The organism is Variovorax sp. PBS-H4, assembly GCF_901827205.1.
Taxonomy (GTDB): domain Bacteria; phylum Pseudomonadota; class Gammaproteobacteria; order Burkholderiales; family Burkholderiaceae_C; genus Variovorax.
The window spans coordinates 1,289,768-1,304,457 of record NZ_LR594675.1; the positions used below are offsets into that span (position 1 = coordinate 1,289,768).

Consider the following 14,690-nt stretch of genomic DNA (forward strand, 5'->3'; position numbering starts at 1 on the left):
CGAGTCGAGACCTCTCCCATGAACAGAATGCATCGCAGCCTCTGGAACCCTGCCCTTGGGGCCTGGGTGGCCGCCCCCGAGAACGCCCGTGCGCGAGGCAAGCGCAGCGGCGTCGCAAAAGCTTCGGCGGTGATGGCCGCCCTGTGGTGCGCCGGCATGCCCGCCGCCCATGCGTGCACCGCAGGCAGCACCGCCGAGTTGGCCGCCTGCATCACGGGCAACGACACGGTCATTGATCTTGTGGGCTCGATCACGCTGAGCGGGAACCTGCCGGTGGTGGAGCGCAGCCTGACCATCAACGGCAACGGCAGAACGCTCGATGGGGCCGGGCGGTTCCGGGGCTTCTTCATCGGGTCGGGCAGCACCACCGTCAATGGGCTGACGATGCAGAACCTGCAGGCCCAGGGGGGGCAGGGTGGGGCGGGCTACGTTGGAGGCGGCGGCGGCATGGGCGCGGGTGCCGCGGTGTTCGTGGTCACCGGGGCGAGCGCCAATTTGAACGACGTGCTCGTCGTCGCCAGCCGTGCCCTCGGTGGCAGGGGGGGTGACATGCTTCCTGCCGTCGCAGATCAGGGCGGCGGCGGCGGGATGGGCGGCAATGGTGGAGGAGTGAGCCCGACAGGCAGCGGCGTGGGCAGTGGCGGCGGTGGCTTGTTCGTCGATGGCAGCAGCTCGGTCAGCGCGAACATTCCCGGCAATGGGGGCGGTCCGAACGGCGGTGCCGGTGGCAACGCAAGCAGCGGCGCCGACGGCGGCGCCTACTCCGGTGGCGGAGGGGGTGGTTTTGTTGATTTTGATGTGGCCACCAGCGGTGGACGCGGCGGTTTGGGCGGCGGTGGCGGTGGCAGCGGTGGCTGGGGCGAGGCCGCGGGAGGACGCGGAGGGTTTGGAGGAGGTGGTGGTGGCGGCAACTGGGTGGGCGGGCCAGGGGGTTTTGGCGGCGGCGGCGGCGCCGGCAGCCTCTTCAGCAGTGCCGGCGGATTTGGCGGAGGCAGTGGCGGAATTCTCAGGGGCGGCGGCAGCGGCGGAGGCGGCGCGGGCATGGGCGGCGCCATCTTCGTCATGGACGGCGGCTCGCTGACCTTGGGCGGCAGCACGCAGGTGAACGGCAACAGCGTGGCTGCCGGCGCGAGCGGCAACGGTGGAGGTGCACAAGCCGGCTCCGCCTTCGGCAGCGGCATCTTCATGCAGGGCACGAGCAGCGCGCTCGCCTTCGTGCCTGGCGCCAGCGCCACGCAGACGGTGGCCGACGCCATCGCCGACCAGACCGGCTCCGGCGGCACCGGTAGCAACGCCGGCAGCATCGGCGTCCTCAAGAGAGGCGCCGGGCGCCTGGTCCTCTCGGGCGCCAACACCTACAGCGGCGGCACCACCGTCACCGGCGGCACGCTGTCCATCTCCGCAGACCAGAACCTGGGCTCTGCAGCGGGTCTGTTGACCCTCGACGGCGGCACGCTGCAGACCACCGGGGCCATCACCACGGCGCGCGCCATCACCGTCGGCAGTGCCGGGGGCGGCTTCCAGACCGACGCCGACCTGACCTCCACCGGCTCCATCTCGGGCCCGGGCGGCGTGACCAAGACCGGCTCGGGCAACCTGATCCTCACCGGTGTCAACACCTACGGCGGCGGCACCACCATTTCGGGCGGCATGCTGCAGCTGGGCAACGGCGGCGACACCGGCTCCATTGCGGGCGACGTGGTGCTCGACAACGGCGCGCTGGCCTTCAACCGCAGCGACAACGCACTGGAGATCAAAGGCGTGATCTCCGGCAACGGCTTTCTGTACCACGCCGGCACCGGCACCGTGACGCTCAGCGGTGCCAACACCTACAGCGGCGACACCTATCTCCTTCGTGGCGGCACCTTGTCCGTCGCCGCCGACAACAACCTGGGCAATGCCTCCGGGGTCATGCGGCTCTACGGGGGAACGTTGCGCAACACCGCTGCCTTCACCACCGGCCGGGCCTTCTCCTTCGGTGGCTTCAGCGCCATCTTCCAGACGGATGCCGACCTGACCCTCACATCGGATCTGCAAAGCGTCGGGGGCGGCGGCGGCGGTGGCAGCGGCCTGATCAAGACCGGCGGCGGCACGCTTGTGCTCACCGGTGACAACAACTTCTTCACCAATGGCATCACCATTTCAGCAGGCACGCTGCAGATCGGCAATGGCGGCGCGACCGGCAGGCTGTTCGGCGACGTCTTCAACAATGCGTCGCTGGCGTTCAACCGCAGCGACAACGTCCTGGACTTCTCCGGCGAGATCCTCGGCAGCGGCAATGTGCGTCAGAGCGGAACCGGCACGACAACGCTCAGCTACGCCAACAGCTACACGGGCGGCACCTTCTTCGATGCCGGCGTGCTTTCCGTGGCCGCCGACGACAACCTGGGCGCCGCCGCAGGCACGGTGACCTTCAACGGCGGTGCGCTGCAAACCACCGCCGACCTCACGATGAACCGCGCCACCACGCTGGGCAGCCGCGGCGGCACCATCGACACCCTCGCGGGCACGACACTGACTCACCAGGGCGCTATCAGCGGGACTGGCGGCCTGGTCAAGAGTGGTGCGGGCACGCTGGCACTGACGGGCCCGAACGCCTACACAGGCGGCACCACCATCAGCGCCGGCACGCTGGCTGGCAGCGCGGGCAGCTTTGGCAGCGGCGCCATTGCCAACAACGCCGCACTGCTGATCGATCAGTCCAACGACGCCACCCTCGCCAACACCGTCACCGGCAGCGGCACTGTCACCAAGACTGGCGCCGGCACCCTGAGCCTCACCGGGGAGAACAGCTACAGCGGCGGCACCGAGCTCAAGCAGGGGCGGCTTGCCATCGGCAACAGCCATGCGCTGGGCACGGGCGAGCTCGCCATGCACGAAGGCACCACGCTGCGCTTCGCTGCGGAGGACCTGAGCGTGGCCAATCCGATTGTCTTCACCGATGCCGTCGACCCCACCATCGACACCGGCCCCTTCACCGCCACCCTCACGGGCGCAATCACCGGGCCGGGCGACCTGAGCAAGATCGGAAGCGGAACGCTTGTTCTTTCGGGCGCCAACAGCTACAGCGGCGCCACTGCCGTCAACGAAGGCACCCTGCGCGCAGGTGCTGCCAACACCTTCAGCGCTGCATCGGCGCACAGCGTTGCCTCGGGGGCCACCCTCGACCTCGCCGGCTTCAGCCAGAGCATCGCCGCCCTCGACAACGCGGGCACGGTCTCCCTCATCGGCAGCACGCCGGGCACCACGCTCACCGTCACCGGACCTTATGCCGGCAGCAATGGCCTGCTGCGCCTGGGCACCTTCCTGGGAGACAGTGCCAGCGCCAGCGACCGGCTCGTCCTCGACGGCCCCACCGCCACGGCCAGGGGGCGCACCACCGTGCAGGTCGTCAATCTCGGCGGGCTGGGGGCGCTGACCACGGGCAATGGCATCGAGCTGGTGAGTGCGCTGAACGGCGCTGCGACAACGGCCCAGAGCACCAAGGACGCCTTCGCACTGCAGGGCGGGCACGTGGATGCAGGCGCTTTCGAATACCGCTTGCAGCCCGGCGATGCCGCAGGCGCCGGTGAGAACTGGTACCTGCGCTCGACCAGCACGATCGTCATCCCGCCGCCCCCACCCCCACTGCCGCCGCCACCACCGCCGCCGTCGCCACCGGCTCCTCCGGCACCACCGGAACCGCCCGCATCCGCAGCTCCGCCGGCACCTGTCACCCCGCCTTCGCCGCCGCCGGCTCCAGCGATGGCCCCCATCCAGGTGCCCACCTACCGCGCTGAGGTCCCCTTGTTCGCAGCTCTGCCCGAGCAAATGCGCCAAGGCGATCTCGCCATGCTCGGCAACCTGCACCAGCGCATGGGCGGCGACGACATGAAGACGGTTGCCGGGGCTCAAGGCACTGTCGGAGCGTCTACCGGCGAGCGCCGCGCCTGGGGCCGCGTGCTCAGCACCGGCCGCAACATCCGGCAAGGCGGCACCGTCAGCCCTCAAAGCGACGGCCGCCTGAGCGGCCTGCAGGCCGGCACCGACCTGTGGACCGATGCGAACTGGCGCGCCGGCCTCTATGTCGGCCAGCTCGACGGCGACATGCAGGTCAAGGGCTTCGCGCGCGGCATCGCCAACCTCTCGGTGGGCAGCAACGACCTGCGCAGCCAGTACCTGGGCGGCTATGCGACCTATACCGACACCAGCAGCTTCTACGCCGACGGCGTGCTGCAGGCCGGGCGCCACCGCTACGAGGTCAAGCCCCAGGCGAGCCTACGCACCAAGGGCAAGGCCAAGAGCCTGAGTGCCTCGCTGGAACTGGGCCAGTCCTTCGCGCTGGGCGAGGGCTGGCAGATCCAGCCGCAGGCGCAACTCGTGCACCAGCGCCTGGACCTCGACGACGTGGACATCGCCGGCGCGCGCGTGCATCAGGAACGAGAAGGCGGCTGGCTCGCCCGCGTGGGCGTGCGCGTGAAGGGCGACATCGCCACGAGCGCAGGCCGGCTGCAGCCCTATGCGCGGGTGAATCTGTACCGCAGCTCGGCCGGCAGCGATGTCACCCGCTTCATCAACCCGGCGGCCAGCACCGCCATTGCCAGCAGCAGGGGCAGCACCTCGACCGAGCTGGCCGCGGGCTTCACGCTCGGACTGAGCGAATCGACCAGCCTCTACGGCGAGGTCGGCAAGCTGTGGGCGTCAGGCGGAGACACCCGCGTGAAGTCGCAGCTCGACGCTTCCGTGGGCCTGCGCGTGCGCTGGTAGCTGCTTCGTGCAGGGTGTGGGCGTGCGGGCCGGTGCAACGCCGGCGCCCTCAGGGTTTCGCCCACAACGCCGCACCGGGGAAACAAGCGAAGGCAGCCGAAACGCGGATCGCGCCTTCATGCACCGCCAAGGTCTCGCCGGTCAGCACGTTCTCGAAGCGCGTGCCCTCGGCCACATCGGGCAGGCGTACGACCGTGTCTTCCCACAACGCTCCGAGCGGCGCATCGCCCATGGCGGCGAGCGAGCTGAACAGGCGCGCGGCGATCAGCACCAGCACCTGGCCCTCATGCCGGCGCATGAAAGCCACCACGTGCGCGGCCTTCGCGCCGTCGGCCTGGAGTCCCCGGTAGTCGCCTTCACGGAACAGCGCAGGCTGCTCGCGGCGCAGCGACAGCATGCGCCAGCCGACCCACAGCTTGGCGCGTCCATCGCGTGCCGCAGCGGGCACCAGCGCCGCGATGCGGGCGGGAAGATCATCGGCGCCGACCATCCCCTCGAGCTCGTCCAGGCAGCGCGTGCGAAGTGCGTAGTCCACCGGCCGCCGGTTGTCCGGATCGACCAGGCTCAGGTCCATCAACTCGTTGCCTTGGTAGACATCCGGCACGCCAGGTGAACTGAACTTCAACAGCGTCAGCGAAAGGCTGTTGAGCGCCCCGAACCAGGCCAGCGTGCGGGCCAGCGCCTGCAGGTCGTCGACGAAGCGCGGGTCGGCCTCTCGGCCCAGCACCGCACGCACGAAGCCCTCCAGCGCCTTCTCGTAGGCCTCGTCGGGGTTGGTCCATCGGGTGTGGAGCTTGGCCTCGCGTGCCGCCTTCTGCATGTAGCCCACGATGCGCTCGGCATAGGGCTCGCGGGTGCTGTCGTCGAGCCCCTCGGCAGGCAACGTCCCCAGCAGGGTCTGGTAGAGCAGGTATTCGTCCGTGGAGGAGGGAGTGCCGGGCGGCGCGCCGCCGGCTTCCAGCCTCCGGCGGATTCCGCGCGTCATCGCGCGCCAGCGCCGCAAGGCCAGGCGCCAGGTCGCCGGCATCTCCGACAGAACGTCGATGCGGCAGCGCACATCCTCGGAACGCTTGTTGTCGTGGGTGGAACTGGCGAGCATGGTGTGCGGCCAGTGCCGCGCCCGGTCGGCGCTCGCCTCGTGGAATTGATCCACCGTCATGCCGAAGTGCGCCGGCTCGCCGCCCACCTCGTTGAGCGCACTCAAGGGAAAGTAGCGGTAGAAGGCGGTGTCTTCCACGCCCTTTGCCGTGACCGGCGCGCTGAACTGCTGGAAGCGGATCGCCAGGTTCAGCACGCGCCGCTGCAAGTCCTCGTCGGCACCGGGCACGGCGCGCCCGAGCAGCGTCTGCTGCACGAAATCGTAGATGGAAACGTCTGCTTCCTGGCTGCCGCGCCGCGCCTCGCGCGTGGCCCAGGTGATGAAGCGTTCGTCCTGCTGCGAAGGCCGTTCGATGATGTAGGTGCGGTAGACCGGCAGGCACGCCGCAACCTCGCCCAGTGCGCGCTGCAGCGCATTGAAGGTGTAGTCGCGCGTGTGGCGGTCGGCGCGCGCGATCCGCAGCAGCTCGGTGGACAGCACCGTCAGCTCCGAGGCGAGCGCGCTGCGCATGATGTCGCGTTTGCCGGCGCGCGCAAGACTTGAAAAGCTGTCGCGCACGCCGGTGAAGTTGCGCCAGATCTTCTCGAACTTCTCTGCCGCCGAGGTGTCGATGAGCACGCCGTTGGCCACATTGGCAAAGCGATAGCCGGTGGTGCCGTGCACGTGCCAGTCCCCGGGCACCTCCTCGTCCTCGGCCTTGATCTTCTCGGCCACCACGTAGAGTGGCCGCGCCGGGCGGCCGTCGTCGTCGTGCTCGGCCAGCACCAGGCCGGCGCGTCGCGCGTAGCCTTCCTGCAGTTGCCGGAAATAGCGCGTCGGGTCGTACAGGCCATCCGGATGGTCGATGCGCAGTCCGTCGACCTGGCCGGCGGCGGCGAGGTCGAGCGCGAAGGCTTGCGTGGCCTCGAACACCTCCTCGCGCTCCATGCGCAGCCCGGCCAGCGAGTTGATGTCGAAGAAGCGCCGGTAATTGATGTCGTCCGCCGCCACGCGCCAGTACGCAAGCCGCCAGGCCTGGACCTCGATCAGCGCATGCAGCTCGTCGCGCGCGCTCGGCAGGTTGAGCTCGGCCACGCGTGCGGTGATGGCGCGTGCCACGGCCGGCTGGCGAGCCGCCAGCTGCGCCAGCTGGGTCTTGAGCAGCTCCTTGTCGCGCGCCTGCTCGGCGCGCGCGGGATCGTCGCTCGCGTCGCGCCCGAGCAGGCGTCCGAAGGCAGAGGAGATGCCTGCCAACTGAGCTGCGGGTGCTGCGTCGTCGAGCTGCATCGCCGCGCCGCCCAGCACCCGCGGGTAGCTGTCGGGCGCCAGCGGAAAGCGGTGCTCGAAGTAGTACACCGCCAGGCTGCCGCTGTCTTCCTCGAAACGCAGCACCAGGTCGCCGCTCATCAGCACGTCGCCATAGTGGTCGCCCAGCACCGGCACGAGCACCTTGCCTGCGAGCTCGGGATTGAGCGGCCGCCAGTCGATGTCGAAGTGCTGCGCGTAGAGCGAGGCGGGGCCGTTCTCCAGCACGTCCATCCACCAGGCGTTGTCTGCGCCCATCACGCCCATGTGGTTGGGCACCAGGTCCAGCAGCTGGCCCATGCCGTGCACGCGCAGCGCGGCGACGAAGCGCTTGAAGCCCTCGCGTCCGCCGAGCTCGGGGTTGACCTGGTCGTGGGCGACCACGTCGTAGCCATGCATGCTGCCCGCCCTGGCACGCTGGATCGGCGAGCAGTACACATGGCTGATGCCCAGGCGGGCGAGGTAGGGGAGTACGCGAATCGCGTCGTCGAAACGGAAAGCCTTGTGGAACTGGAGCCGGTAGGTGGCACGGGGAATACGCGCCTGCATCGAGCCGCGTTGCGCGGGGTCGGCCACGCGCGCGTGCGGGCGCAGCCGGGCCAGCGTGCGGGCCAGCGAATCCATGTCGCCGCTGGAGGCCAGGGCCTGCAGGTCGGCCGGCAGCTTGCGCTGCCAATTGGGCTGCTCGTGCGTCGTACCCGGCATGTTGGCCTGCTCGGCGACGCCCAGCACATCCTCGAGCTGGACCATCATGAGCAAGGCGGGCGCCTCGGCCAGAAAGGCATGCACCGCCTCGACCATTCGCGGCGACAGGCGCGACTCGGTGCTGGCCTGCGCGACTTCTTCGGCGCTCAGATGGCCGGCATGCCGCACCGCGAGCAGCAGCTGCACGCGCTGGCGCGCGCGATCGAGCAACTGCTGCTCGAGCTGAGCTTCGTCGGGGATGAGCCCGAGCTGCAGGCGCAGCCGAAGGTCCTCGCCGCTCCACCATCCCGCCAGCGTGTGGAGATCGTGCGTGGCGACGGCAGCCAGTGCCTGTGCGGGGTAGGCTGCGGCCGGCTTGAAGGCCCCGTCCCCTTCGCGCTCGAAGAACAGCAGCCGGTACGACAGGATGTCGAAGCGCGCGAGCGCCTCGCGCATCTCGGGTGCGACGGTGCCGAGGTCCTCGCCGATCACCAGGCAGCGGTGGCGCTGGCTTTCGAGGGCGACGATGGCGAGCATCTCGTCGAGCGGGTAGTGCACGTAGCCGCCATCGCGCGCGGTGCGGCCGCCGGGGATCCAGAACAGGCGCATCAGTCCCATGACGTGGTCGATGCGCAGGGCACCGGCGTCTCGCATGTTGGCGCGCAAGGTATCGATGAAGAACCGGTAGCCTTCCGCCCGAAGGCGGTCGGGCCGCAGCGGCGGCAGTCCCCAGCCCTGGCCGCTGGGGTTGAATTCGTCGGGCGGCGCGCCGACGCTCGCCTCGGCGGCGAACAGCGCGCCCTCGCTCCAGACGTCGGAGCCGCCGCGGTCGCTGGACACCGCGAGGTCGAGGTACAGGCCGATGCCGAGGCCCAGGGCCTTGCAATGCGCGTTGGCACGCGCGAGCTGGCCGGCTGCCAGCCATTGCAGGTACTGGTGGAACTGCACCCGATCGGCAAACTCGCGCGCGAAGGCGTCGACGGCGGGGCTCGCCGGGTCCTTGTGGTCCTCGGGCCAGAGCGGCCAGCCCCAGACGGCCGGATCGGCTGCGTGGAAATGGGCCTGCAACGCCTCGAACAACGCGTGGCGCCGCAGCGATTCGCCGCCCCTCGCGACGAATTCCAGGAACGAAACTCCCATGTCGTCCAGCGCCTCGCGGCCGTCCTTCGACAGGTGACGGCTTCGAAAGTGCGTGAACAGCAGCTCCAGTACTTCGAACTTGGCTTGCGAGACGCCGGCATGGTCCACCAGCGGCACCTCGCGCAGCGCCGCGAGCCGTGTCTGGAATTCGAGAGAGCCGACCAGCCGGCGCGCTGTTTCGCAATCGGCAAAGTCGGGCGTGGCCTCGACGTCGATGTAGAGCACGTTGAGCCAGCGCCGCGAGGAAGGGCTGTACGGGCTCGCATGGGCCGGGTTGTGCGGGAAGAGCGCATGCAGCGGATTGAGGCCGACGATGTCGGCACCGCGCGGCGCCATCTGCGTGATGAGGTGGGCAAGGTCGGTGAAGTCGCCGATGCCCCAGTTGCGCCGCGAGCGCAGCGCGTAGAGCTGCAGCGCGGGGCCCCAGACGCGGCCGCCGTCGCGCAGCGCCGCCGGCCGCCAGCAGCGCTCCGGCGCGCTGACGATCAGGGTCTCGCCTTCCAGCCCTTCGATGCTCAAGTGGTGGTAGCCCATCGGCAGGCCGCGGGCGAACGGCACCCGGCGCTCGCACCAGCGCGTGCCTGCGATCTCGATGGAGGCCGTTTCGGGCAGTGCCCACGCGTCGATCTCGCCGTGCTGCTGCGCGCCGTCCTCATCCAGCAGCTGCCAGCGCAGCAGCGCCATCGAAGCGGGCATGCGCAAGGGAAGCACCCAGCCGGCGCTGGAAGCGCGCACGACCTGCACCGGCGGCATGCCGTGGGTCCAGCTCGCGCGGCGCTCGGCCTCCAGCAGCGCGTCGGCCTGCGCATCGTCGTGTGGCCGCACCCCGAACTCGGCCAGCAGCGCGAGCAGGGTCTCGCGCGGCACGGGCCGGTGCGCGCCCCAGATGTCGTGGTAGTCGAGTGCGATGCCGAAGTGGGCGCAGAGGCGGGCGATCGCCTCCGATGCGCCGTGGTGCGCTGCTTCAGCCAAGGCCGGGCTCCTGCAGCGTCACCAGCACGGCGCCGCGCGCCAGGCGCAGCGTGCCGCTGTCGTCGCGCTCGACGGCATTCGCATAGACGGCCTCTCCCGCTGGCGGTGCGACGCCATCGACCGGCGCGTCGCCGAAGTTGGCGGCGAGGTGCAGTCGAGGCCCATCTTCGCCGCGCGTCGTGTCGGCCAGCGTCCACGCAACGCGCAGCACGCCGTTCTCGGCCTGGAAGCGTCCCGGGCCGCACTGGCCCGCGAGCAGCGGCACGAGCCGCTCCTGCCGCAACGCCAGCATCTCGCCCAACTGGACGCGCCAGGCCTCGTGCAGAGGATCGTCGCACTCCTCCCAGCGCAGCTTGGACGCGGCAAAGGTGGACTCGGCATTGGGATCGGGAATGCGCGCGCGCGCCGCCTCGTCGCCGAAAGACGCGAAGCGGCCGAACTCTTCGCGCCGGCCTTGGGAGACCGCGTCCGCCAGTTCGGGCCCGAAGTCGCAGAAATACTGGAAGGGCGTGGTGGCCTCGAACTCCTCGCCCATGAACAGCATCGGCACATGGGGCGAGAACACCAGGCAGGTCCAGGCGGCGCGCACCAGGGCGATGTCGCCGATCGCCTGGATGCGTTCGCCGAAGGCGCGGTTGCCGACCTGGTCGTGCGTCTGCAGGTACGAGACGAAGGCCACCAGCGGCAGGCGGCTGGCGTCTTCGCCACGCTGTTCGCCGCCGCGAAAGGCCGAGGGCTGGCCCTGGTAGACGAAGCCCTGCGCCAATGCGCGTCCGAACTGCGCCAATGGATCGTCGGCGTAATCGGCGTAGTAGCCGTCCGTCTCGCCGGTCACCAGCACGTGGGCCGCATGGTGCAGGTCGTCATTCCACTGCGCGGTGGCGCAAGGCGGCTGCCCGAGCGTGTCGCGCGCGAGGAAGGAGGCCTGGTTGGCATCGTTCTCCAGGACCACGTGTACCTGCCTCTCGCGTCCCGGGCCACGACGCAGCGCCTGGCAGATCTCCTGCACGATGTGCAGCGCCGAGTCGTCGCGGATCGCATGAATGGCGTCCATGCGCAGGCCGTCGAAGCGGAACTCCTCGACCCAGTAGAGCGCGTTGTGGATGAAGAAGTCGCGTACCGTCCGCGCCTCCGCGCCGTCGTAGTTGATGGCCGCGCCCCAGGGCGTCTGGTGCTTCGGGTTGAAGAACTGCGGGCAGTAGGCGTGCAGGTAGTTGCCCTCCGGGCCGAAGTGGTTGTAGACCACGTCGATCAGCACCATCAGCCCGAGGCCGTGGGCCGCGTCGACCAGCGCCTTGAGGTCGTCGGGCGTGCCGTAGCTCGCATCGGGCGCGAACTGCAGCACGCCGTCGTAGCCCCAGTTGCGCTCTCCCGGGAAATCGGCCAGTGGCATGAGCTCGATGGCGGTAATGCCCAGCTGCGCCAGCGCCGGCAGACGCTGCCGGGCCGCGGCAAAGGTGCCCTCGGAGGTGAAGGTGCCGACGTGCAGTTCGTAGACGACGGCTTCCTCCCACGGGCGGCCGCGCCAGGCGCCGTGCTGCCAGGCATAGGCGGCCGGATCGACGACGCGGCTTGCACCGTGCACGTCATCTGGATTGAAGCGCGAGGCCGGGTCGGGCACGCGCAGGCCGTCGGGCAGCCGGAAGCGGTAGGCATCGCCTGGCCGTGCCTCGGGCAGGTCCAGCCGGTGCCAGCCGTCGGCGTTGCGCAGCATCGGGTGCGGCGACGGTGCGTCGCCGAGCTCCAGCACCACCTGCTCGGCGGCGGGGGCCCACAGGGCGAAGCGCACGCCCCCGCCGTCGAGCACGGTGGTGCCGAAAGGCATGGTGTGAAAGTGATTCATGTTGAAGCTTCCGCCGGTGCCTCGGCGCTCACCCGCGCGGTGCGGGTCATGAGCACGAAGGAGCGGCTCTGCAGCCGGTAGCCGGGCTGGCTCCAGGGCTGAGACAAGTTGGCGCCCGGCTGGCCCTCCTCGGGCGGCAGCGCCCCGGTCGCCGTGTCGAGCAGCAGGTACCACGGTTCGCCCGCCGCAGGCAGAACGAATTCGAGGTCCTCGTGGTGGGCGCTGAAGAGCAGCAGGAAATCGTCGTCGCGCACGGTCTCGCCTCGCGGTCCGGAATCCGTGATGCCGAGGCCGGACACCAGCATGGCCAGCGCACGGGCCTCGCCGTCGTTCCAGTCCTCGGGCGTCATCTCGCGGCCGTCGGGGCGCAGCCAGCAGACATCGTTGACGGTGCTGCCTGCCGGCGGCTCACCCGTGAAGAAGCCGCGGCGGCGAAACGAAGGATGCATGCGGCGCAGGGCAATGACGCGTTGGACAAAGGTCGTGAGCGCCTCACGCTCCTCATCCGGACTCCAGTCCAGCCAGGTCCTTTCGTTGTCCTGGCAGTAGGCGTTGTTGTTGCCGTTCTGCGTGTGGCCGCGCTCGTCGCCGGCCAACAGCATCGGCACGCCTTGCGACAGCAGCAGCGTGGCCAGCAGGTTGCGCATCTGTCGCGCCCGCAGCGTGAGCACGGCGGGCTCGGAGGTCGGGCCCTCCACGCCGCAGTTCCACGACAGGTTGTGGTTGTTGCCGTCGCGGTTGTCCTCCCCGTTGGCCTGGTTGTGCTTGTCGTTGTAGGAGACGAGGTCGTGCAGCGTGAAGCCGTCGTGCGCGGTCACGAAGTTGATGCTGGAGTTGGGATGCCGTCCGGACCATCCGTAGAGGTCCTGCGAGCCGGTCAGGCGCCGCGCGAAATCGCCGAGCTTTCCTCCATCGCCCTTCCAGTAGGCGCGCACGCCGTCGCGGTAGCGGTCGTTCCATTCGGCAAAGCCATAGGGGAAATTGCCCACGCGATAACCACCTTGGCCCAGGTCCCAGGGCTCGGCGATCAGCTTCACCCGGTTCAGGGTGGGGTCCTGGCGGATCGCATCGAAGAAGCCGCCCAGGTCCTCGACCTTGCCCGACTCCCGCGCCAGCGCGGAGGCGAGGTCGAATCGGAAACCGTCGACGTGCATCTCCTCGACCCAGTAGCGCAGGGAATCCATCACCAGCTGCAGGGCGCGCGGATGTTCCAGGTTGACCGTGTTGCCGCAGCCGGTGAAGTCGTCGTAGAAGCGGCGGTTCTCGCCGTTGATGATGTAGTAGGCGGCGTTGTCCACACCGCGCATCGAGAGCGTCGGCCCCATCTGGTTGCCTTCGCAGCTGTGGTTGTAGACCACGTCGAGAATCACCTCGATGCCGGCGGTGTGCAGCGTCTTCACCATGGTCTTGAATTCCTTGACCTTCTGCGAAGCGCTGTAGCGCATCTCGGGTGCGAAGTAGCACAGCGTGTTGTAGCCCCAGTAGTTCTGCATGCCCTTTTCCGCCAGGTGGCGGTCATTCAGATAGGCATGCACCGGCAGCAGCTCGACCGTGGTGACGCCGAGGCGCCAGAGGTAGTCGACGACCGGTGCGGAACACAGCCCGGCATAGGTGCCGCGCAGCTGCGGCGGCACGTCGGGATGCGTCATCGTGAAGCCCCGCACGTGCATCTCGTAGATCACCATGTCCTGCCACGCGATCCGCGGCGGGCGATCGTCACCCCAGGTGAACGCCGGCTCGAGCACCCGGCCCTTGGGCATGAGCGGCGCGCTGTCACGGCGGTCGAAGGACAGGTCCTGGCGCTTGCTGCCGACGGTGTAGCCGTACAGCGCGTCGCTCCAGCGCAACTGGCCTACGAGGTCCTTGGCATAGGGATCGATGAGCAGCTTGTTTGGATTGAAGCGATGCCCCTCCTCGGGCTTGTACGGACCATGCACGCGGTAGCCGTACGCCATGCCCGGGCGCGCCTCCGGCAGGTAGCAGTGCCAGATGTCGTCGGTGCGCTCGCGCATCGTGATGCGGTGCCGCTCATGACGTCCCTTGTCGTCGAAGAGACAAAGCTCCACCTTCGTCGCGTGCTGCGAGAAAAGCGAGAAGTTGACGCCTTCGCCATCCCAGTGGGCGCCGCGCGGGTAAGGACGGCCGGGCCAGACGGCGGTGATCAGGTCGTTGTTCTTCATCGGCGAAACTTGTGCTCATCGAGCCGTTCGACCGGGTCCCTGGGCTTGTCCTTGCGCTCCCGCGGCCACCACTGCTCGATGCGTTCGGCCGCCCAGTCCTTCCCGCCGAGGCCGAAGGCCAGGGCCAGGGCGAACACCACGCCTGCCAGGATGACGAGGAAGCTCTCGCGCACGATGTCGCCGCCGACCTTGATCTGGTCGAGCGCGATCAGCACGACGAAGACCATGATCGCGTACTGCGCCAGCTTGCCGAGGAAGACGGCGTCCTGCAGCTTGACGTTGCGGCCATAGGAGGTCACCGTGTCGCCGACGAAGCGCGCGAAGTACGAGCCGAAGGCCAGCACCAGCAGCGAGACGAAGACATTGGGCACGAACCACATCACCTTGCCGATGAGGTCGCTGATGTAGGTGAGCCCCATGCCGTTGAAGGCGATCAGCAGCGAGGCCAGGATCACCAGCCAGTACACCAGCACGCCGAAGACTTCGGTGGTGTCCACGCGCATGCCGCCCTGGCGCAGGAAGCCGTCGAGGCCGGCTCGTTCGGTGAGCACGTTGAAGTTGATGGCGTGCAGCGCCTTCACCACCGTGAAGCGCGCGACCTTCGCAAGGAGCCAGCCGGCGACCACCACCACCAGCGCGAAGAGCAGGCGCGGCAGGAACGCGCCGATCTGGAACAGGATGGCCCGCAAGGGCTCCAGGTGGATTCCGAAGCTTTCCATGATGCTTGTCTCCGTTGACCGAG

The 14,690-nt window shown here is 69.1% G+C and carries 5 protein-coding genes; 1 reads left to right on the forward strand and 4 read right to left on the reverse strand.

Features of this window, described 5'->3' with window-relative positions; genetic code table 11:
• Positions 1-18: 18 nt before the first annotated feature.
• Positions 19-4,746, forward strand: coding sequence for an autotransporter-associated beta strand repeat-containing protein (locus E5CHR_RS06125; RefSeq protein ID WP_162578864.1), 4,728 nt, complete (start codon positions 19-21; stop codon positions 4,744-4,746).
• 49 nt (positions 4,747-4,795) lie between these two features.
• Here the strand turns inward: E5CHR_RS06125 and E5CHR_RS06130 are convergent, their stop codons facing one another.
• The 4 genes from E5CHR_RS06130 to E5CHR_RS06145 are packed head-to-tail and all read right to left on the reverse strand — an operon-like array spanning position 4,796 to position 14,667.
• Positions 4,796-9,925 (reverse strand): malto-oligosyltrehalose synthase, encoded by a 5,130-nt coding sequence (locus E5CHR_RS06130; RefSeq protein ID WP_174255695.1) that lies wholly within the window; start codon positions 9,923-9,925, stop codon positions 4,796-4,798.
• The gene (gene treZ, locus E5CHR_RS06135) at positions 9,918-11,768 is read right to left on the reverse strand and encodes a malto-oligosyltrehalose trehalohydrolase (protein ID WP_162578865.1); all 1,851 of its coding nucleotides are present in this window, start codon (positions 11,766-11,768) and stop codon (positions 9,918-9,920) included. Before treZ ends, E5CHR_RS06130 begins: the two co-directional genes overlap by 8 nt.
• Complete coding sequence (gene glgX / locus E5CHR_RS06140; RefSeq protein WP_162578866.1) at positions 11,765-13,948, reverse strand: glycogen debranching protein GlgX; 2,184 nt, start codon at positions 13,946-13,948, stop codon at positions 11,765-11,767. Before glgX ends, treZ begins: the two co-directional genes overlap by 4 nt.
• Positions 13,945-14,667, reverse strand: coding sequence for a mechanosensitive ion channel family protein (locus E5CHR_RS06145; RefSeq protein WP_162578867.1), 723 nt, complete (start codon positions 14,665-14,667; stop codon positions 13,945-13,947). Before E5CHR_RS06145 ends, glgX begins: the two co-directional genes overlap by 4 nt.
• Between the last annotated feature and the right edge of the window lie 23 nt (positions 14,668-14,690).